The 19,629-nt window shown below is 72.7% G+C and carries 20 protein-coding genes; 7 read left to right on the top strand and 13 right to left on the bottom strand.

Features of this window, described 5'->3' with window-relative positions:
- Positions 1 to 162: 162 nt before the first annotated feature.
- Positions 163 to 1,500 carry a M14 family metallopeptidase gene (locus AB0K36_RS17965; protein WP_364594948.1) on the top strand — a complete coding sequence of 446 codons (1,338 nt, stop codon included), beginning with the start codon at positions 163 to 165 and terminating at the stop codon, positions 1,498 to 1,500.
- Between the two features lie 245 nt (positions 1,501 to 1,745).
- Complete coding sequence (locus AB0K36_RS17960) at positions 1,746 to 2,528, top strand: SCO2400 family protein (RefSeq protein WP_364594945.1); 783 nt, start codon at positions 1,746 to 1,748, stop codon at positions 2,526 to 2,528.
- A gap of 22 nt (positions 2,529 to 2,550) precedes the next feature.
- Here the strand turns inward: AB0K36_RS17960 and AB0K36_RS17955 are convergent, their stop codons facing one another.
- From AB0K36_RS17955 to AB0K36_RS17935, 5 genes are all read right to left on the bottom strand, one after another.
- Positions 2,551 to 3,378 (bottom strand): hypothetical protein, encoded by an 828-nt coding sequence (locus AB0K36_RS17955; RefSeq protein ID WP_364594943.1) that lies wholly within the window; start codon positions 3,376 to 3,378, stop codon positions 2,551 to 2,553.
- Positions 3,379 to 3,437: 59 nt separating this feature from the next.
- The gene (locus AB0K36_RS17950) at positions 3,438 to 4,910 is read right to left on the bottom strand and encodes a GntP family permease (protein ID WP_364594940.1); all 1,473 of its coding nucleotides are present in this window, start codon (positions 4,908 to 4,910) and stop codon (positions 3,438 to 3,440) included.
- 123 nt (positions 4,911 to 5,033) lie between these two features.
- The gene (locus tag AB0K36_RS17945) at positions 5,034 to 5,438 is read right to left on the bottom strand and encodes a RidA family protein (RefSeq protein WP_364594937.1); all 405 of its coding nucleotides are present in this window, start codon (positions 5,436 to 5,438) and stop codon (positions 5,034 to 5,036) included.
- Complete coding sequence (locus AB0K36_RS17940) at positions 5,435 to 6,199, bottom strand: IclR family transcriptional regulator (protein WP_364594934.1); 765 nt, start codon at positions 6,197 to 6,199, stop codon at positions 5,435 to 5,437. Before AB0K36_RS17940 ends, AB0K36_RS17945 begins: the two co-directional genes overlap by 4 nt.
- Positions 6,196 to 7,257: a sugar kinase gene (locus AB0K36_RS17935; RefSeq protein ID WP_364594931.1), complete on the bottom strand. Its 1,062-nt coding sequence runs from the start codon at positions 7,255 to 7,257 to the stop codon at positions 6,196 to 6,198. The genes AB0K36_RS17940 and AB0K36_RS17935 overlap by 4 nt, the downstream gene beginning before the upstream one ends.
- A 130-nt stretch (positions 7,258 to 7,387) precedes the next feature.
- On the opposite strand from AB0K36_RS17935, the gene AB0K36_RS17930 reads away from it, so the two are divergent.
- Positions 7,388 to 8,662 (top strand): amino acid deaminase, encoded by a 1,275-nt coding sequence (locus tag AB0K36_RS17930; protein ID WP_364594928.1) that lies wholly within the window; start codon positions 7,388 to 7,390, stop codon positions 8,660 to 8,662.
- A 415-nt stretch (positions 8,663 to 9,077) separates the two neighbouring features.
- Positions 9,078 to 10,688, top strand: a complete 1,611-nt coding sequence (locus AB0K36_RS17925) for an N-acyl-D-amino-acid deacylase family protein (protein ID WP_364594925.1) — start codon at positions 9,078 to 9,080, stop codon at positions 10,686 to 10,688.
- A 7-nt stretch (positions 10,689 to 10,695) separates the two neighbouring features.
- Here the strand turns inward: AB0K36_RS17925 and AB0K36_RS17920 are convergent, their stop codons facing one another.
- Positions 10,696 to 11,325, bottom strand: a complete 630-nt coding sequence (locus AB0K36_RS17920) for an alpha-ketoglutarate-dependent dioxygenase AlkB (RefSeq protein WP_364594922.1) — start codon at positions 11,323 to 11,325, stop codon at positions 10,696 to 10,698.
- A gap of 191 nt (positions 11,326 to 11,516) precedes the next feature.
- On the opposite strand from AB0K36_RS17920, the gene AB0K36_RS17915 reads away from it, so the two are divergent.
- Positions 11,517 to 11,786: a chaplin gene (locus tag AB0K36_RS17915; protein ID WP_364594919.1), complete on the top strand. Its 270-nt coding sequence runs from the start codon at positions 11,517 to 11,519 to the stop codon at positions 11,784 to 11,786.
- A gap of 131 nt (positions 11,787 to 11,917) precedes the next feature.
- Here the strand turns inward: AB0K36_RS17915 and AB0K36_RS17910 are convergent, their stop codons facing one another.
- From AB0K36_RS17910 to AB0K36_RS17900, 3 genes are all read right to left on the bottom strand, one after another.
- Complete coding sequence (locus AB0K36_RS17910; RefSeq protein WP_364594916.1) at positions 11,918 to 12,778, bottom strand: tyrosinase family protein; 861 nt, start codon at positions 12,776 to 12,778, stop codon at positions 11,918 to 11,920.
- Between the two features lie 20 nt (positions 12,779 to 12,798).
- Positions 12,799 to 13,335, bottom strand: coding sequence for a tyrosinase family oxidase copper chaperone (locus AB0K36_RS17905; RefSeq protein WP_364594913.1), 537 nt, complete (start codon positions 13,333 to 13,335; stop codon positions 12,799 to 12,801).
- 147 nt (positions 13,336 to 13,482) lie between these two features.
- Positions 13,483 to 13,983, bottom strand: coding sequence for a hypothetical protein (locus tag AB0K36_RS17900; protein ID WP_364594910.1), 501 nt, complete (start codon positions 13,981 to 13,983; stop codon positions 13,483 to 13,485).
- Between the two features lie 162 nt (positions 13,984 to 14,145).
- Here AB0K36_RS17900 and AB0K36_RS17895 point away from each other — a divergent pair, with 162 nt between their 5' ends.
- Positions 14,146 to 15,411 (top strand): cytochrome P450, encoded by a 1,266-nt coding sequence (locus AB0K36_RS17895; protein WP_364594907.1) that lies wholly within the window; start codon positions 14,146 to 14,148, stop codon positions 15,409 to 15,411.
- Positions 15,412 to 15,466: 55 nt separating this feature from the next.
- On the opposite strand, the gene AB0K36_RS17890 is transcribed toward AB0K36_RS17895, so the two are convergent.
- Positions 15,467 to 15,967: a DUF5949 family protein gene (locus tag AB0K36_RS17890; RefSeq protein ID WP_364594904.1), complete on the bottom strand. Its 501-nt coding sequence runs from the start codon at positions 15,965 to 15,967 to the stop codon at positions 15,467 to 15,469.
- Positions 15,968 to 16,081: 114 nt separating this feature from the next.
- Positions 16,082 to 16,606, bottom strand: a complete 525-nt coding sequence (locus AB0K36_RS17885; RefSeq protein ID WP_364594901.1) for a DUF4352 domain-containing protein — start codon at positions 16,604 to 16,606, stop codon at positions 16,082 to 16,084.
- 190 nt (positions 16,607 to 16,796) lie between these two features.
- Between AB0K36_RS17885 and AB0K36_RS17880 the strand changes: the two genes are divergently transcribed.
- Positions 16,797 to 17,063 (top strand): hypothetical protein, encoded by a 267-nt coding sequence (locus tag AB0K36_RS17880; protein WP_364594898.1) that lies wholly within the window; start codon positions 16,797 to 16,799, stop codon positions 17,061 to 17,063.
- Positions 17,064 to 17,094: 31 nt separating this feature from the next.
- Here the strand turns inward: AB0K36_RS17880 and AB0K36_RS17875 are convergent, their stop codons facing one another.
- Positions 17,095 to 18,294: an NAD(P)-binding domain-containing protein gene (locus AB0K36_RS17875; protein WP_364594895.1), complete on the bottom strand. Its 1,200-nt coding sequence runs from the start codon at positions 18,292 to 18,294 to the stop codon at positions 17,095 to 17,097.
- Positions 18,276 to 19,580 (bottom strand): carboxylate--amine ligase, encoded by a 1,305-nt coding sequence (locus AB0K36_RS17870; RefSeq protein ID WP_364594892.1) that lies wholly within the window; start codon positions 19,578 to 19,580, stop codon positions 18,276 to 18,278. The genes AB0K36_RS17875 and AB0K36_RS17870 overlap by 19 nt, the downstream gene beginning before the upstream one ends.
- Positions 19,581 to 19,629 lie beyond the last annotated feature (49 nt).

Genomic DNA, 19,629 nt, shown 5'->3' with positions numbered 1-19,629 from the left:
CGGGTGATCGCGCAAGGGGCTGTACCGATCCTGCGGCGGCCAGGATCGGCCGAAGCTCTCCTTGACCCGAGCATGTCACCCCGACACGATGTGCTCGAACACCGGCACAGACCCGCACGTCGCACCTGAGCACCCCCCACAACTCCCCACCCAGGAGACAGCATGCGACTTCGCATACGTGCGAACCGGAGGAAGGCCGCCACCCTCGCGGCCGCCCTCGCGCTCGCGGTGGCCGCGCCCATCAGCGCCGGCGCCGCACCGTCACCGGACCGGCCGGCACCCGCCGCCGCCGAGGACGAGCAGATCAGGCAGTACCGGATCCACGGGCCCGACACCGTCGCCGAACGCACCGCAATCGCCAGCGCCGGTGTGTCGATCGACGAGGCCGACGACCACACGGTCGTGGTCAGCGCAACGGCCGCGGAGGCCCGGCGGCTTCGCGCCCTCGGACACACTCTCGAGGCGCTGCCCGCGCCGCCGCGGCACCGCACGGCGGCGGACGTGAAGCCGTTCGACTTCCCGTCGGCCGACTCCCGCTACCACAACTACGCGGAGATGACGGCCGAGATCAACCAGCGCGTGGCGCAGTATCCGAACATCATGAGCAAGCGGGTCATCGGCAAGAGCTACCAGGGCCGTGACATCGTCGCCGTCAAGATCAGCGACAACGTGGGCACGGACGAGAACGAGCCGGAGATCCTCTTCACGCACCACCAGCACGCCCGCGAGCATCTCACCGTCGAGATGGCGCTCTACCTGCTGCGCGAGTTCGGCGAGGACTACGGCAGCGACTCGCGGATCACCAATGCGGTGAACGGCCGCGAGATCTGGATCGTCCCGGACCTCAACCCGGACGGCGGCGAGTACGACATCGCCTCCGGCTCCTACCGCAGCTGGCGCAAGAACCGGCAGCCGAACTCCGGCTCGTCGTACGTCGGCACCGACATGAACCGCAACTGGAACTACAAGTGGGGCTGCTGCGGCGGCTCCTCGGGCTCGACCGGCTCGGAGACCTACCGCGGCAGGGCCGCCGAGTCCGCTCCCGAGGTGAAGGTCGTCGCCGACTTCGTCCGCAGCCGGGTGGTCGGCGGCAAGCAGCAGATCGCCACGGGCATCGATTTCCACACGTACAGCGAGCTGGTGCTCTGGCCGTTCGGCTGGACCAACGCCGACACCGCCCCCGGCATGACCCAGGACGACCGTGACGCCTTCGCCGCGGTCGGAAGGAAGATGGCCGCGAGCAACGGCTACACCGCGGAGCAGTCGAGCGACCTCTACATCACCGACGGTTCGATCGACGACTGGCTGTGGGGCAACCAGAAGATCTTCGGGTACACCTTCGAGATGTACCCGGCCGGCTTCGGCGGCGGCGGCTTCTACCCGCCCGACGAGGTGATCGAGCGCGAGACGAGCCGCAACCGCGACGCGGTGCTCCAACTCCTGGAGAACTCGGACTGCATGTACCGCTCCATCGGCAAGGAGCAGCAGTACTGCGCCTGACCGTTCGACGACCGGTGCCGCGCGGGACACCTCCCGCGCGGCACCGGCACATCCGGGCACGAGTACGGCCGTCCGGGAGCGCAATCCCTCCGGAGCGGTGAAAGGCAATCTTTCCAAAAGCGTCACAGGTACTGCGCACCGCCTCCGGCAGCCGCCGTTAGCGTTGCTCGCCGACCGGCCCAGCACGCTCAACGTGAACAGGTCGCCGATGTCCTTGGCGGCGTAGTCAGCACAGGAAGAAGCACATGGACTACTGCTCCTCATGCCGTCGGCACCTCAACGGCGCCCTGGTGTGCCCCGGCTGCGGCGCGTACGCCCCTGACATAGCCCCGCCCACGCACCGCGTGGGGACCACCGCGGCGACGGCCGCCACGGCCTGGGAGCCGTACGGGGCCGAGGAGTTCCCCGCCCGGCCGGAGGCCGCCTCCGGCATCGGCCAGGACGGCGCGACGGCCGGCGGCACGTCCACCGGGCAGGGCCGTGCCGCCCGCCGGCGGCAGCTGGCCCGCTGGAAGAAGAACAAGCGGCGGGCCGCCGCGGGCACGGCGCTCGCGATCGTCGGCGGAGCGCTGACGATCGCCGCGCTGCCCACCGACTCCGGCAAGGGCGGCGCGAGCGCGGCCGCCGCACCGGACCCGACGGTCCCGGACGAGGCCAGGAAGAGCCGGCCCGTCGCGTCCCCCACGCAGCCCGCCGAACGCGCCACGAAATCTCCCGAGCCCCGCTCGTCCGAGGCCGCCGTCTCCGCCCCGCGGACCGCGCCTGCTTCCTCGGCCCCGACCACCGCACCCGACCGGGCGGTGCCGGCGCGCACCGTGTCCGCGGCGCCCGAGGCACCGCAGGCCCGGCCGACGAAGGCCCCCGACTCACCGACCACCGCGCCGGCGACGACGGACCCCGCCGTCCGGCCGTCCCCCACCGCGCCCGCCACGTCGGGGTCCGGGGCCGACGAACCGCAGACCCGCCCGACGGACACGGCGACGACCTCCCCGGCCAAGGTGTGTCTGCTCGTCCTCTGCCTCGGCTGACCGGGACCGCCCGCCGGGTCGGTCACATGCCGGGGCCGCCGCCTCGGTAGTGGCCGAGCGTCAGGGCGAGCTGCTGCGACCACTCCCGGAGCTTCTTCTGCCGGCCGGCGCCGACCCGGCATTCATGGAACACGCCGTTCCGGTGGGTCACTCCGACCAGCAGGCACAGACCGCGGACGGTGTGGTGGACGGCCTGGACGTCCTGCCAGACGAAGTCGGTGACGACGTCCCGCTGGTCGAACGAGACACCCACCGCGTCGACGAGCACCGCGTTGTCCGCGTCCGCGGCGACGAACTCGGGCCCTTGGGGCGCGGCCGGGTACGCCGCCGGGGCGACCGGACTCGTCGGGTACGCCGCGGGGGCCGCGGGGTTCATGGGGTACGCCGGCGGTGCGGCCGGGCTCGCGGGGTGAGCGGGCGGGCCCGCAGGGCTCATGGGATACGCCGGGGCGGGCGGGTACGCCGGCGGGGCGGCCGGACTCGCCGGATACGCCGGTGCCACCGGCGGGAACCCGGGCTGCGCCTGCGTCACCGGGACCGATTCGTGCGGCCGGTCGGGGTCCCACCCGGGAAGCAGGGCCGCCATCGCCCGGCGCAGCTCGTCCTCCGAACGGACGTCGTACAACGGCATCGTCGCGGGGCCGGACCCGAACTGCCAGACGGCGCCGGTCCGTTTCACCACGAGCTCGGGCCCGTTGCCGTACGTCATCGCGGACGTGTCCCCGTCCAGATACGCGTCCGGCTGGGTGCTGACCGCATAGGCGTACCCGATGTCGGTGATCCGCCGCTCGGCATGCCGGGGGCCGTACCTGCCGCGGACCCAGTCACGCACCTGTTCGTATGTCAGCACGCGCCGAGCCTAAGGGGCAGGGGGGAGGGACGCGTCCCTCCCCCCTGCCCCTGGCGTCGCTAGACGACCAGACTCAGCGCCGCGGCGACCGCGAAGCCCGCGACCGACAGCACCGACTCGAGGACCGTCCACGACTTGAGCGTGTCCCGTTCCGAGATGCCGAAGTACTTGGCGACGATCCAGAATCCGCCGTCGTTGACGTGCGAGGCGAAGATCGAACCCGCCGAGATCGCCATGATGACGAGCGCCAGGAACGCCTGCGAGTGGCCGCCGTTCTCGACGAGGGGCAGCACGATGCCGGCCGTGGTGACGATCGCGACCGTCGCCGAGCCCTGCGCCACGCGCAGCACCAGGGAGATCAGGTAGGCGAGCACGATGATCGGCAGGCCGACGTCGTTGAAGGTGTCGGACAGGGCCTGCGCGACGCCGCTCGCCTTCAGGACCGCGCCGAACACACCGCCCGCGCCGACGACGAGCAGGATGTTGCCGACCGGCTTGAGGGACTGGGTGGAGACCGACTCGAGCGACTTGCGGGACCAGCCGCGCCGGATGCCGAGCAGCCAGTACGCCATGACCAGCGCGATCGTCAGGGCGACGAACGGGTTGCCGAAGAACTCGACGACCGAGCGGAGCGTGGACTCCTCGAGCGCGATGGAGGAGAACGTCGCGGCGAGGATCAGCACCAGCGGCGTACCGATGATGGCGAGGACGGTGCCGAGCGCGACCGGCGCCTCCTGCGGCTGCCGGCCCGCCGCCGCCTGCTCGGCGGCGACGGCGGCCTTGGCGTCCTCCGCCGCCTCCAGCATGTCCTGCGGGACCTCGACGAACAGCCGCTTGCCGATCCACGCGGCGTAGCCCCAGGCCGCGATGACGGCGGGGATGCCGACGACGACGCCCATCAGGATGACCCAGCCGAGGGAGACGTCGAACAGGCCGGCGGCGGCGACCGGACCGGGGTGCGGCGGGAGGAACGCGTGGGTCATCGACAGACCGGCCAGCAGCGGCATGGCGTAGAGGATGATCGACTTGCCGGAGCGCTTGGCCGCCGCGTAGACGATCGGCGCGAGGACGAAGATACCGACGTCGAAGAAGACCGGGATGCCGAAGATCAGGCCGGTGAGGCCCATGGCGAGCGGGGCCCGCTTCTCGCCGAAGAGGTTCAGCAGGCGGGAGGACAACACCTCGGCGCCGCCGCTCACTTCGAGGATCGCACCGAGCATCGTGCCGAGGCCGATGATGATGGCGACATGGCCGAGGATGCCGCCCATGCCGGACTCGATGACCGAGACGGCCGCGGACTTCTGCACCGTGCCGAAGAGTTCGGTGACCGACAGGCCCGCCGCGAGGCCGACGGCTATGGAGACGGCGAGCAGCGCGACGAACGGCTGCAGCCGGACCTTGATGATCAGGACGAGCAGCAGCGCGATACCGAGCGCGGCGACGGTCAGCAGACCGGCGGTGCCGTCGATGAGGGTGAGCAGTCCGCCCGTGTGCGGTACGGGCGGTGGGGGCGCGTCAGCGGCGAGGAACATGGGGAGCGTCCGTTCAGGGGATTTCAGGCGGATCCAGGCGCTTTCCGCCTGTTTTCGGCCAGGGGGGAGCGCGGCACGGCGCTTCGGGGAGCGCCGTGCCGTGGAGCGGCGGGTTCAGGAAGATCAGTCCAGGACGGCCAGGGCGTCGATCTCGATGAGCAGGCCGGCGGGGAGGCCGACGTAGACGGTCGTACGGGCGGCGGGGGCGACCGTCAGATCCTTGAAGTACTCGTTGTAGATCTCGTTCATCTCGGCGAAGTGCGCCGTGTCCGTGAGGTAGACGCGGATCATCATCACGTCGTCCCAGCTCGCGCCGCCCTCCTCGAGGATCGCCTGGACATTGGCGAAGGTCTGGAGGGTCTGCTCACGCAGGGTGGGTCCCGCGGGGGTGGGGGCCTTGCCCTCCTCGGCCGGCAGGAAGCCGACCTGACCGGCGACCTGGAGGATGTTGCCCTTGCGCACACCGTGGGAGAACCTGGCGGGCGGCGCGGTGTGGGTGCTCGGGGTGAGGGCGGTCTTCTCGGTCATGGGCGTTCTTCCTGTCGGGGTGCTTGTCCTGAGTACTCCCGGCTGATGGCGTCGGCGGTGCGGCGCACCAGCGGGAGGAGGGTGAGGAGTTCGTCGGCCGTGACGACGACGTTCGGCGCGGACACCGACATGGCGGCGACGACCCGGCCGTCCGCACCGCGGATGGGGGCCCCGACGCAGTTGATGGACTCCTCGTGGCCACCCAGGTCGGTGGCCCAGCCCTGTTCGCGCACGGTCGCCAGCTCCTTGAGGAAGGCGCCGGCGTTCGGGATCGAACGGGACGTGTACATGGGGAAGTCGAGCTTCTCGGCGAGTGCGCGCCGCTCGGCCTCCGGCAGATCGGCCAGCAGCAGCTTCGCCACGGCCGCGACGGTGATCGCGACGGGCTTGCCGATACGGGAGTACATCCGCACCGGGTAGCGGCTCTCGACCTTGTCGATGTAGAGGACCTCGCTCTCCTCGTACACGGCGAGATGGACGGTGTGCCCGATCTGCTCGTTGAGGGCGACGAGATGCGGATGGGCGATCTCGCGTATGTCGAGGTTCTCCACGGCCTCCTGCGCCAGCGCGAACAGGCGTGCGCCGAGGCGGTAGCGCTGGTCCTGCTGGCGGTGGACGAGGCCGTGCTCGTGCAGGGTGCGCAGCAGCCGCAGCGCGGTGGACTTGTGCACGCCGAGGCGGTCGGCGACCTGCCCGAGGTCGGCCGGCCCCTCCGCGAGCAGCGGAAGGATGCTCAGCGCTCGGTCGACGGTCTGGCTCATGGTGTACGTACCTCCTGGTCCTCCCCCGTCCACCCGGGGCCGAGGTGCAGTCTCCCCCAGGCCTCGTCGTCCAGGGCGGCCAGCCGGTCGGCGTGACCGGCGGCGGGCGGCGCCGCCAGGTCCCCGGGGACGGTGAGTGCGGCCGCGGCCCACAGGTGCCCGTGCCGCAGCCGCTGCCGCGCCGTGAGCCCGCGGAGCGTGGCGGACAGGAACCCGGCGGCGAAGGCGTCACCGGCCCCGACGGGGGCGGTGACGGCGACGCGGGGCGCGGGGACGGTGGTGACGGTGTCGCTGCCGGCGCCGGGGTCGTTGCCGAGGGCGGGGTCCGGGCGGCGGGTGAAGGACACCGCTCCCGCCGCACCCCGCTTCACGACCACCACCGACGGCTCCGGGAGCGCCGCGCGGATCGCGTCCGCGCCCCGTACGCCCCACGCCTCCTCCGCCTCGTCCTCCCCGACGAACACGATGTCCGCCCCGCGGGCCAGCTCCAGCAGGACGTCCGCGGCGGACGGGTCACGCCACAGGCCGGGCCGGTGGTTCACGTCGAACGAGACGAGCGGGCCTCCGTCCCGCCGGGCCGTGAGGTCGCGCATCAGGGCGAGGCAGTCGGGCGAGAGGGCGGCCGTGATGCCGGAGAGGTGCAGCACGCGGCCGGACCGGACCGCGTCGGACGGCACGGTGCGGGGGGACATCGCCGACGCGGCGGAGCCCGCGCGGTAGTAGACGACCTCGTGGGCGTCCGTCGCCCGGTCGGTCGCCGTGCGGAAGTAGACGCCCGTCGGGCGTTCCGGGTCCCGGGTCACCGCCGAGGTGTCCACCCCGTACGCGGTGATCGCCGACACGAGGTGGTCGCCGAAGCCGTCGGCGCCGACCCGGCCCACCCAGCGTGTGCGGTGTCCCGCGGCGGCGAGCGCGCATGCCACATTGGACTCGGCGCCGCCGATGCCGCGGACGAAGGACGGCACATCGGCGAGACGCCCTGCCCGGGTGGGCAGGAACGTGACCATGGACTCGCCGAGGCAGACGACGTCCATGGGTCCGTACGCGCTCGCGGTCATGATCGCGTGGGCTCCTCGCTGGGTCGGTCGCTGGGCCCATTGACCCCGCGTCGGCTCGGATGTTAGACAGCCTCAAGCGAAATACGCAATGGGCGTTGCACATACTGCAACGCGATGGAGGAGGGCTCCCATGGCTGCCGACAACGCCGTCGCACGGCTCGCCGACGAACCGGCCGACCACCGGTTCAAGGCGCTCCCGCCCGACGCGGAAGGCCTCACCGTCGGTGAGCTGGCGGCTTCCCGCCGCAATCTCTTCACCGGCGGCTTCACCACTCCCGTCCTGGCGCTGTCCGCCGAGTCCGTCGAGCACAACCTCGCCCTGCTCGAGACGTACTCGGAGCGCCACGGCCTGGCCTTCGCCCCGCACGGCAAGACCTCGATGTCACCGCAGCTCTTCGCACGCCAACTGGAGCGCGGCGCCTGGGGCATCACCGCGGCCGTCCCCCACCAGGCCCGGGTCTACCGCGCCTACGGGATCCGGCGGATCTTCCTCGCCAACGAGGTCGTCGACGCGGCCGCCCTGCGCTGGATCGCCGGCGAACTCGACACCGACCCGGACTTCCGCCTCATCTGCTACGTCGACTCCGTCCGCGGCGTCGAGCTCATGGACGAGGCCCTGCGGGGCGTCTCGCGCCCCCTCGACGTCGTGGTCGAACTCGGCGCCGGAGACGGCGCCCGCACCGGAGCCCGTACGGAGGCGGACTGCGCCGCGGTCGCCGACGCGGTGGCGGCCACCGGAACGCTGCGCCTGGTCGGCGTGGCCGGATACGAGGGCGAGGTCCCGCAGGCCGACGGCGACCGGGTACGCGGCTGGCTGCGGCGGCTGGTGGCGATCGCCGCGGACTTCGACGGCTCGGGCCGCTTCGCCGGCACCGACGAGATCGTGATCAGCGCGGGCGGCAGCGCGTGGTTCGACGCGGTCGCCGACGTCTTCGCCGAGATCCCCGGACTGTCCCGCCCCGTGCTGAAGCTGCTGCGCTCCGGCGCGTACGTCTCGCACGACGACGGCCACTACCGGCACCTCACCCCCTTCAACCGGGTCCCGGAGGAGGGCGCGCTCCAGCCCGCGTTCCGCCTGTGGGCCCAGGTCGTCTCACGGCCCACCCCCGACCAGGCCTTCGTCAACGCGGGCAAGCGGGACGCGGCGTACGACCTCGACCTCCCGAAGGCCCAGGCCGTCCGCGACGCCCGCACCGGCGGCATCCGCCCCGCCGACGGCATCACCGTCACCGGCCTCTCCGACCAGCACGGCTGGCTCACCACCACCCCGGACGCGGACCTGGAGGTCGGCGACTGGGTGGGGATGGGGCTGTCGCATCCGTGCACGTCGTTCGACAAGTGGCAGCTGATTCCCGTGGTGGAGGAGGACGGCACGGTGACGGACTTCATCCGCACGTTCTTCTGACCTGCGGCTGGCTGTTCCCCCACCCGCCCCTTCCCGCTGTGCCGATGTGCGGCTCCGCCGCGTGGCGTGCAGGCCCCGGACCCCGTACCGCCCTGCGGGCGGTGTATCGCGCTTCGCGCGGTGCCCTCGAACTCCCCTTACGGCCTGGCCGTGGGAGGTGCCCCCAGGCAGGCTGGAAATGCCGCTGCGCGGCGCTTCAGCCCAGCCGGGCAACTCCAGCCTCGCCGGCGGCGGAGGCAACTTCAGCCCCGCCGGCGTTTGAGGCGCGGGGGTCCGGGGGCGGAGCCCCGAAACACCGCGCGCAGCGCGGTGCCGGGTCCGGGCAGAGCCCGGTTTCGGCGAAGGGGCGGGGAGGGGAACACGCCCGCCGCAGGCGCCACCCGCACCCCCGCCGCGCCCCCCGAAAGGCACCCCCATGCACCTCGTCATCCGCGACGCCCGCGTCATCGACGGCACCGGCGGTGCCTCCTTCCGTGCCGACGTCGGCATCCGCGACGGCCGTATCGCCGAGATACGGCGAGAAGGCACCGGCCCCCGCCCCACCGCCCCCCGCGTCCTCGACGCGGACGGTCTCGCCCTGGCCCCCGGCTTCATCGACATGCACGCGCACTCCGATCTGGCGCTGCTGCGCGACCCCGACCATTCCGCGAAGGCCGCCCAGGGCGTGACCCTCGAGGTGCTGGGGCAGGACGGACTGTCGTACGCGCCCGTCGACGACGACACCCTCGCCGCCGTGCGCAAGGCCATCACGGGCTGGAACGGCGACGGTTCCGACATCGACTTCGACTGGCGTTCGGTGGGCGAGTACCTGGACCGCCTCGACCGGAACTTCGGCGGTGAGGGCATCGCGGTGAACGCCGCGTACCTGATCCCGCAGGGCACGGTGCGGATGTACGCGATGGGCTGGGAGGACCGCCCCGCCACCGACGCCGAGCTCACGCGCATGAAGCAGCTGGTGGCCGAGGGCATGGCACAGGGCGCGGTCGGCATGTCGTCCGGCCTGACGTACACGCCGGGAATGTACGCGAACGACTCGGAGCTGGCCGAGCTGTGCCGCGTGGTGGCCGGGTACGACGGCTACTACTGCCCGCATCACCGCTCCTACGGCGCCGGCGCCCTCCAGGCGTACGAGGAGATGGTGAACCTGACCCGCGAGGCCGGCTGTGCCCTGCATCTCGCGCACGCCACCATGAACTTCGGTGTGAACAAGGGCAAGGCGCCCGATCTGCTCGCGCTGCTCGACGACGCGCTGGACGCCGGCGCGGACATCTCCCTGGACACCTATCCGTACACCCCCGGCTGCACCACGCTCGTGGCGATGCTGCCGAGCTGGGCCGGCGAGGGCGGCCCCGACGCGGTCCTGGCGCGGCTGCGGGACGACGCGACGGCCGAGAGGATCCGGCACCACCTGGAGGTCGTCGGCTCCGACGGCTGCCACGGCGTCCCGATCGAGTGGGACACCATCGAGATCTCCGGAGTGAGCGATCCGGCCGTGGCGGGTCACGTCGGCCGGACCATCCAGCAGTCGGCCGACGAGCGCGGCGAGGCCCCTTGGGCGACCGCCCGGCGGCTGCTGATCGCGGACCGGCTCGGTTCGACGATCCTCCAGCACGTCGGCCACGAGGAGAACGTGCGTCAGATCATGCGCCACCGGGTCCACACCGGCGGGAGCGACGGCATCCTCCAGGGCGACAAGCCGCATCCGCGGGCCTACGGCACGTTCCCGCAGTACCTCGGCCGGTACGCGCGCGAGCTGGGCATCCTGTCGCTGGAGGAGGCCGTCGCCCATCTGACCTCCCGCCCGGCCGCCCGGCTGCGGCTGCCCGACCGGGGTCTGGTCCGCGAGGGGTACCGCGCCGACCTGGTGCTGTTCGATCCGCGGACGGTGGCGGCGGGCTCGACCTTCGAGGAGCCGCGCACGCTGCCCGTCGGCATCCCGCACGTGCTGATCGACGGCCGGTTCGTGGTCGAGGACGGCGCCCGCACCGGCGTGCTCGCCGGCCGCGCCGTACGCCGCACACCCTGACGTCGCGCTAGCGCACGCCCCGCGGCCGGTACTGGACGCTGATGCGCGGTCCGACCGGGCGCGCCGTCTTGAGGACGGCGTGCTCCCAGGTCCGCTGGCACGAGCCGCCCATCACGATCAGGTCGCCGTGACCGAGCGCCTTGCGCACCTGCGCGCCGCCGCCCCGCCGGGGCCGGAGGGCCAGCTCGCGCGGCGCGCCGACGGAGAGGATGGCGACCATGGTGTCCTCGCGCGAGCCGCGACCGATGGTGTCCCCGTGCCAGGCGACGCTGTCCCGGCCGTCCCGGTAGTAGCAGAGACCGGCGGTGCGGAACGGCTCGCCGAGCTCCTCGGCGTAGTGCCGCGACAGGGCGTCCCGTCCCTGGTCCAGCACGGGATGCGGAAGCGGGTCGTCCTCCCCGTAGTAGGCGAGCAGCCTCGGCACGTCGACCACCCGCTCGTACATCTGCCGTCGTTCCGCCCGCCAGGGCACGGTGCCGACGAGCTCGTCGAACAGGGCGTCCGCTCCGGAGAGCCAGCCGGGCAGGACGTCGATCCAGGCGCCGTCCCCGAGCACGGTGCGCCGGATGTCGCCGAGCGGACCGAGACGGATGTCGTCGGTCTGGTCGAAGAGTGATCCCTGGAGATGTGCTGCCATGTCTCTCACGGTACCCCTGAAACCGAACAAACGATCGATGGTCGGCTGCGGACAGGGCGCTGGGCCGGACGCCTGGTCGGATCGAGCGACAAGTTTGATTTTGATCCGTTACCGCCCGGTCGGTTCCGGCGTTGAACGGAACGTGCTGGCCGCAATCCTGCGGCCCACTCTCGTCCCGCAAGGAGAAGTTGATGTCGCGTATCGCGAAGGCAGCCGCCGTAGTCGCCGGCACTGGTGCCATCCTGGCCGGCGGCGCCGGCATGGCTGCCGCCGATGCCGGAGCGCACGGTGGCGCTGCCGGCTCCCCCGGCGTCGTGTCCGGCAACGCGGTCCAGGTGCCCCTGCACGTGCCGGTCAACGTCTGCGGCAACACCGTGAACGTCATCGCCCTGCTCAACCCGACCTTCGGCAACGTGTGCGCGAACGTCGACGGTGGCGACCACGGCGCCTACGGCGGCTGACCACACCGACCGCTGCGGCCTCCCCTTCACCACTCCGGGGGAGGCCGCAGTCATGCCCGCCCGGACACGGCGGTCGTGCCCGCCGGACATCAGGGGGGTGCCCGGCGACCGGGCCATGTGTGAGGGTCCGTTCAGGCGTACCGGTAGAAGCGTGTGTGGTCCATCAGCGCCGACGGCTTCATGTCCCACGGCGGCATCGGCTCGTCGGCCGAGAAGACCCGCCCGTACTGCGGATCGGACCGTTCGAGCCTCTTGTCCGGCAGATAGCGGGACCCCGGGTGCGCCTTCTGCCAGCGCGTCCACAGCAGGTCCATGTACGCGTGGTGGAGCCAGAAGACCGGGTCGTCGGGAGACGTGGCGCTCATCATCAGGCCGCCGACCCATCGGTGGACCCGGTTGTGCAGGCGCCAGCGGTCGGAGCCGCCGGCGCTCCAGCCCTCCATCCGGTTGCGGAAACCACGCGACACCGTGGAGTCCCACGGCGCGGCGTCGTAGAGCGGATCGTCCAGCGCCTGGGCCACCTCGGCCTTCGTCGGCAGGGACACCGGGTTGCCCGGGCGGCCCAGGTCGCGGGTGAGGAAGTCGCCCTCGGAGATCCGGGCGTCGATCCGCCAGTCTCCGTTGACGTGGGCGAAGGGTCCGGTCATGACCTGCCGGTCGCCGCGGCGTCCGGTGCCGCCCATGAGATCGTCGGCCCACAGCGGCGACGCGGGCGAGTTGTCCGTCGTCCAGTCCCAGTACGGGACGGACACACTGGAGTCGATCTTCTGCAGCGCCCGCTCGAACTCCAGCAGGAAGCCGCGGTGCCAGGGGAAGAACGACGGCGTCATGTGGGCGGCACGCGGACGGTCCTCCGCGTCGGAGACGTAGTACTCGCCGTGCATCCTGACGAACTCGTCGTACCGGCCGGAGCGCTTGAGTCCCAGCAGCGCCCCGACCAGCCGCCGCTTCTCCGAACGGGTCAGGTTCCGCTGGTTCTTGCGGGTGTACACGGGGTGCCGACCCTCCCTGTTCAGGCGCTGTGCACGGCGGTCATGGGTGTCAAGGAGAGCTGGGCGTCGCCCAGTTCGTCGACGGCCGCGCGGGCCACGTCCCGTAGCGTCGGGAACGATTCGTAGTGGTTGACGAGGCTCAGGTACGTGCCGTCGGCCCGCCGCATGACATGCAGCGGGCGGCCGTCGATGCGGACCTCCACGCTCGGTACCTGCCGGGCGGCCCCGGCGGGCCGGCCGGAGCGGACCCGGTCGGCGGCTGCCCCGTCCGCGTGCCGGTCCTCGTCGCCGGCGGGGACCATCACCGTGGCACTGCCCTGGATGTGCCGGCCCTGGTACGTCTCGGCGAACCGCTCCAGCGACCGTGACGTCGCCGTCCTGTTCCCGCCGGACTCCCCGGCGTCCCCGCCGCGCCTGGCGAGGAGCGGCAGCAGCGCCCCGGCCGTGCCGGCGAGGGCCCCGACCGTGAAGAGGGCCCGCAGTACCAGCCGGCGGGCGGGAGACCGGCCGCCCGTCACCGCTCCGCCGAGGGTGGCGCCCCTGGTGCCCGTGCTCATGGCGTCGCCCCTCCCGTCGGTGTCCTCACGCGATGACCGCCGTCCCCCGCGACGTACCGCGCCGCCGTGTCGACGGCGGTCCTCGTGGGGGACAACGACGGCGCCGTCAAAGGGTTGCTCCCCCGTCCGAGGGAGCGGCCGTGTCCGCTAGCGGAACAGCAGGGTGCCGGCCGGCGAGGCCTGGAGCAGGGGCGCGACCAGCGCGGCCTGCGGCAGAGTGGGCTCGGGCAGTCCGAACGCGCCGGTGGGGGCGGTCACGGGCGCGCCGAGCGACGCACCGGGGCTCGCCAGCTTCACGTCCGACTCCTGCCCCACCACCTCCGCGACGCCGAGGTCGCCCTCGCCGAGCGGGTTCTCCACCGGGACCTCCAGCAGCGTCCGGGGCAGTTCGCTGCTGACGGGCACCGAAGGCAGCGTGTCCTGCGGCAGCAGGGTCCCGGTCACGTGCCGCGGCCCTTCGGGCGCGCCGGGCACGGGGACCGGCACTCCGGTGCGCAGGTCGGGCGCCTCGACCGGTACCGCCGTCTCCAGGCTCTCGAGCGGCAGGACGACCGGCACGGACGTCCCGGCGACCGCGGGCGCCGCCGCCACGGCCGAGCCCACGCATGCCAGTACCGCCGCCAGAGTTCCCCGGGTGGTCAACTTCATCGCTGTGTACGTCCCCTCATGTGCCGAACGGAGTCTCCGTCGCCCTGCCACAACGATCCGGACGGCCGAACCCGTGCAAATTCCGCCCGTCCGCAGCAATGTCGGGACGCATGCTGACGCCGCGATGGGCCAGCATGTGGCCCCGAGCACCTGGAGGTTGCCGTGGGTAGGGAGATTCCCGGCCAGGCCGCTGCGCGGCCGGCCGCACACGCCCCCGAGGCCGATCTGTCCGATCCGTCGTTCTGGCGGCTGCCGCGTCCGGCCCGGCTCGCCGCCTTCGCCGAGCTCCGCGCACGCGACACCCCCGTGCGGTTCGGGGACCGTCCCGGCTTCTACGCGCTGGTCCGGCACGCCGACGTCGCCGAGGCGAGCCGGCGGCCGCGTGACTTCGCCAGCGCGCCGGGTGTCACCACTCCGGAGCCGGCCTCCTGGGCCAAGGCGGTCTTCGGGAACTCCATGGTCAACATGGACGGTGCGGAACATGCCACGCTGCGCCGGATCGTGGCCCGTTCGTTCACGCCGAGGCTGCTGGCCGCCACCGAGGACAACGTCCGGGAGGTCGCACGGCGCATCGTCGGCGAGATGCTGGCCGGCCGTCCGCAGGACTTCGTCCCCTCGGTCGCCTCGCGCATGCCGTTCGAGGTGATCTGTGACCTGATGGGCGTCCCGTGCGGGGCCCGCGCCGAGATCGCGGCCCGAATCGACCAGGCCTCCGAGAACGTGGGCGTGCAGCGCGGCCTGCGGTCCAGGCTCCGGATGCCCGGCCGCGGACTGCGCGCCCTGGCCCATATGCAGCTGGTGATGGCGGGCCTGGCCCGTGAACGGCGCCGCAGCCCCAGGGGGGATCTCATCTCCGCCCTGGTGTGCGCGGACGTGGGAGGCCAGGCGCTGAACTCGCGGCAGTTGGGCGCGTTCTTCTCGCTGCTGCTGGTCGCGGGCGTGGAGACGACGCGTAACGCGATCGCGCACGGGCTGTCGCTGCTCAGCGAACACCCTGACCAGCGGGCCCTGTTGGAGTCGGACTTCGACGGGTACGCGGACGGCGCCGTGGAGGAGATCGTCCGTCACTCGACCCCGATCATCCAGTTCCGCCGCACGGTGGCCGCCGAGTGCGAGCTCGGCGGCCACGGTTTCCGTCCCGGCGAGAAGGTGGTGCTGTTCTACGCGTCGGCCAACCGTGACGAGGCCGTCTTCGACGATCCGGACGCCTTCGACATCACGCGCAGCCCCAATCCGCACCTGGGGTACGGCGGTGGCGGCCCGCACCACTGCCTGGGCGCGCACCTGGCCAGGCAGGAGATGAAGGCCCTGTTCCGTGAACTGCTCACCAGGACCGGCGGCCTCCGGACGGTGGGCGCGCCGTGCCTGGTCGACTCCAGTTTCGACAACCGCGTCCGGTCGCTCCGTTTCGCCTTCGAAGCTTCCTGACCCCGGAGCCTCTGACCGGAGCCCCTGGACGCGGGCTCCTGGCCGAGGCTCCATGTCAGCGGCGCAGCCGCGACACCGGCAGCAGTACGTGCGCCGAGCTGGTGAGGGTGGTCTCGTCACCGAGGAAGGACTGGAAGGCCTCGTCCCTGACGGGCTCGCCCGGCGTCCCCTCGGGCCACGGGCGGCTCGCGATCATGAAGTGGACGTGGCCGCGCCGGTCCGCGGCGGCCAGCCACTCGGGCGGCGCGGGGCACTGCGCCTTCAGGTAGGGCATGTTGACGACGGCCTGGCCGCCTTCGACCAGCAGCTGGATCGGGTGCGAGCCGTCGTGCGTGTGGTCGTGCATCGTGTCGCCGACGGTCAGCCCGAGCTCCGCGATCATGGCGAGGGCGGCCTCCTCCCCCGCGGCCGGCCCGTCGCTGCCGTCGCCGAGGGAGTAGGTGAGCAGATAGGGCGTGTCATGTCCCTGAGCGGGATCCCCGGTCCATGCGAGCAGGGAGAGCGTGCCCAGCCGGCTGCGGTTCACGGCGGATCGGGGGGTGTTCGCTGTGGTCATGGCTCGGCACCCTAGTGGCGGGCACGCCGCCTTCCGGCCCTCGTTCACCTGGACGGGGGAACCGGACGGTGAAGTGCCGTTCCTCCACGCCGAGCGAGGCCGCCCGCGGTTGCCTCACAGCCGCCAGCTGTGCCGCTCGCCACCGACCGTGCAGTCGAGCCCCACGGCGCGGCGGCCGAACGGCACCTCGAAGACCAGCCATCCGTCGGCGTGTTCACCGACGGTCAGCGTCCGTACCTTCAGCGGGAGGCCGGTCGTCAGCTCCCCGGAGGGGACGGCCGGGTGACGCTTGCCGCGGTCGTCGACGACCCACGTCCTGCCGAGGGGTGACTCGTGGGCCGTGCCGCCGACGTTGGCGAGGCCGAGCTCCACGCCGACCCAGCGGTGTCCGGTGGCGGGCCGCGGTGAGGTCCCCGTCGCCACGGCGGGGTCGACGAAGCCACGCAGGACGACCCGCAGGTGCTCGCCGAACCGGGCGCCGCCGATGTCGGCGGTGTCGCCGATGCCGGTCGCGGCCGCCCGCGACGCCCCGGCGGACGCCCCGGGCGCCGGCTGCGCACGGGTGCCGCCGGTGCTCTGGCATGCGGTGAGGCCCGCGAGGAGTGCCGGCAACACCAGCACGGTCGCCATGTGTCGCATCGATCCCCTTTTCCGCGGCGCGCGTTGATGCGTATCTTCGGTTCCCGCAGGGGTGATCGGACGCGGCGCGCCCCGAGTCGTACGGGTGAATCTCACTGCCGTGGGCGACCGGCTCGAAAGACCGTTCCACCCGTCCCCCACCACCCGGCCTCGGCAGTGACTTCGGCCCCGGCCGCGCGTTTGCGGTCATATGGCAAGGATTACCGCGCCGGCTCGATGGCAGCGCGTCCAGACGAGAACGGATCCGACGGCCGCGCCGACGGGCAGCAGTCCTATTTACGACCAGCTGGCGCGTGAGTGGACGGCCGCCGGCCGCACCATGCCGGGCAGGCCGGACGGGGAGTGGACGAGGCTGAGTCTCTTCCCGCCTCCGCCACCCGTCGCGGAGGAACCGGCCACCAGGCCCGCCACCCCGCAGTCCCGCAGGGGCTGGCTCTACGACCGGCACCCGGCCTGAGCGCACCGCCCCGGTCCCGCCGTCCGGCACGTCATCGGCGCAGCCGGCGCCGCACACCGCCGACGAGCCGGTCGGCGGTGAACGCCGTGCCGTACACGAACCGCATGGCGGGACCGAACGTCGGAGCGGTCAGCAGACCGGCGAAGAACAGCCCCGGGCAGCTTGACTCGAACCGAGGGGTCAGCGCCGGCGCCCGCCCGGTGCCCGCCCGGCGCAGCGCCTGCCGGAGACCCGGGTCGAGCAGGCCCAGCCGGTCCAGGTCCGGTACGAAGCCGGTCGCCGCGACGACATGGCCGGTGTCGAGCGAACGGGTCCCGCCGCCGGGCGTGTTCAGCTCCAGCCGCACCCGGCCGTCGTCCCGCACCGAGGCCCGCCGAAGGCTGTGGCCGAGCAGTTCGGGCACCCGCTGTTCGTAGCGGTCGCGGAGCCACCAGGCGCCCGCCGGTCCGAGCGCGCCGGCCGTCAGGCGTTCCCGGGGGCCGGTCGGCAGCCGGCCCACCGCCCCGGGCAGCCGCGACCACGCCCAGGTGGTCCAGCCGCTGCCGAGACCGCTGAGCGGGGTGCGCAGGGTGCTCAGCCGTCCGCGCCGCTGCGGCAGGGGCACGGTGTTCCACCGGATCCGGTCCGTGCGGGCCACGAGCTGCGGCCGTGCCCCGTGCTCGGCGAGCAGGGTCGCCGTCTCCAGTGCCGCCTGGCCGGCTCCGACGACGGTGACGTCGAGGTCGCCGAACCCGCTCGGGTCGAGGTGGCCGCTGCTGTGCGAGCAGAGGGACGGGGGCAGCGCCGCGAGCGGCTCGGGCACGCGCCGGAAGGGCATGATGCCGACGGCGAGCGCCACCGTCCGCGCCTCGATGCCGTCGCCGTCCGCCGTCTCCACCCGGAAGCAGCGGGTCGACGGGACGACCCGGGTGACGGTCCGTTCCTCGACGGGCGGCGCCGCGTGCTCGGCGAACCACATGCCGTACCCGGCGAAGTCGGCGATCGGGAGCGGACGGCCGTGCGCCGCCTCGAAGCCGCGCACGGCGGCGTAGTCGGCGAGGGTGTACTTGGCGCCCGGGTCCGACAGGTCGGAGGCCCAGGGCTCCGACTTGAGGAACATCCCTGCCGGCATGTGGTCCCGCCAGGAGGCCATGGTTCTGCCGAACACCCGCAGGCTCATCCCCGCCGCGGCGGCGTGTGCCGCGACGGAGAGCCCGTACGGGCCGGCGCCGATCACTGCCAAGTCGTACATGATCCGGTTCCCGCTCCTTCTGGTGTGGCCTCTGGTCCGGCGATGGAAGGCGATGTCCACTGCCGCGGCAGCGGTCGCAGGCGGTCCGTGCCCTTGACGAGGCCGCGTCGCAGCCCGGCTCCCGCCATGGCGAGGAACGGCAGCAGGTCGTCGCGGGCGAACCAGGCGGTCTCGACCCCACGGTGCGCGGCGCCGGCGCGTCCGCGGGTCCGGTGCCGGCCGCCGGTGACCGCGGAGAGCAGCGCGTAGTTCTCCGCCACGAAGACCCGTCCCGGCCGGTCGGCGGTCCGCGGCACCGGGCTGCCCGTGAGGTCCAGGTAGAGGGACCGCACGACGTCGAGCCCGCCCTCGTCGGTGAAGAGCCGGAACTGCGCGCCGGGCCGCGGGTTGACGTCGAGGAGCCGGTAGGCGCCGCCCGCCGGGTCGCGCCGGAAGTCGAGGTCGAGGATCCCCCGGTAGCCCGAGTGCGCCACCAGTTCGAGCGCCGCCGCCCGTACCTCGTCGTTGTGCTGCCAACTGCCTTTCGCGGTCAGCCCGGCCCCGGGCGGCCAGGAGAGCTCCTTGCGGCCGGTGCCGCCGAGCAGCAGGTCCGACCGCCGGGAGAAGTAGCCGTGGAAGAACCAGTCGCACGACGGCCCTTCGGGCAGCAGCCGCTGGAGCACCAGCCTGCTGCCGGCCTGTCCGGTGCGCTCGAACAGCCGCCGCACCGCGACGGGCGAGGTGACAAGGCTCGTGCTGCGCAGGCCCGTCCGCGGGTCCAGCAGCCACGGCCTGCTCCACTTGGCGACCAGTGGCAGCCCGAGCTGCCGCACCGCGGCGGCGGCCTCGGCGGCGCTCCCCGGGACGACCGTTTCCGGGTGCGCGATCCCGGCCCGCTCGCACAGCCGGACCAGCTCGGCCTTGTCGGCGAGCCCCGCCGTGGCGTCGGCGGTCTGGTCGGGGAAGAGGAACCGCGGGACGAGACGGGGGGCGTTGGCGGCGATGCTGACGGCCCCGAGGTCGTCCATGGCGATGAGCACGGCGGGCCGGCCGATCCGTTCGGACACGTCGAGCAGCAGGTCGACGAAGTCCTCCGGGCGGAGTTCGCCCGGAGGTCGGACATGGGCCCGGTGCAGATAGCGGGACCGGGCGACCGGGCTGCGCGCCGACTCGACCACGGCATGCACCTCCACACCGGCGCGGCCCAGCGATCTGACGGCTCCGAGGGTGCCGTGGTGAAAGGGATTCCGGTCGAGCCGGAGCACGAGAGCGGGCACTCCCGTGTCGATGATCGGCATTCGAGTCATATCTTTCACCTGGATGGTCCTGACTGGAGCGCGCCTCTTCGCTAATGGC

This window comes from Streptomyces kurssanovii (genome assembly GCF_040677245.1).
Classification (GTDB): Bacteria; Actinomycetota; Actinomycetes; order Streptomycetales; family Streptomycetaceae; genus Streptomyces; species Streptomyces kurssanovii.
This window is presented reverse-complemented; position numbering and strand designations above follow the sequence as displayed.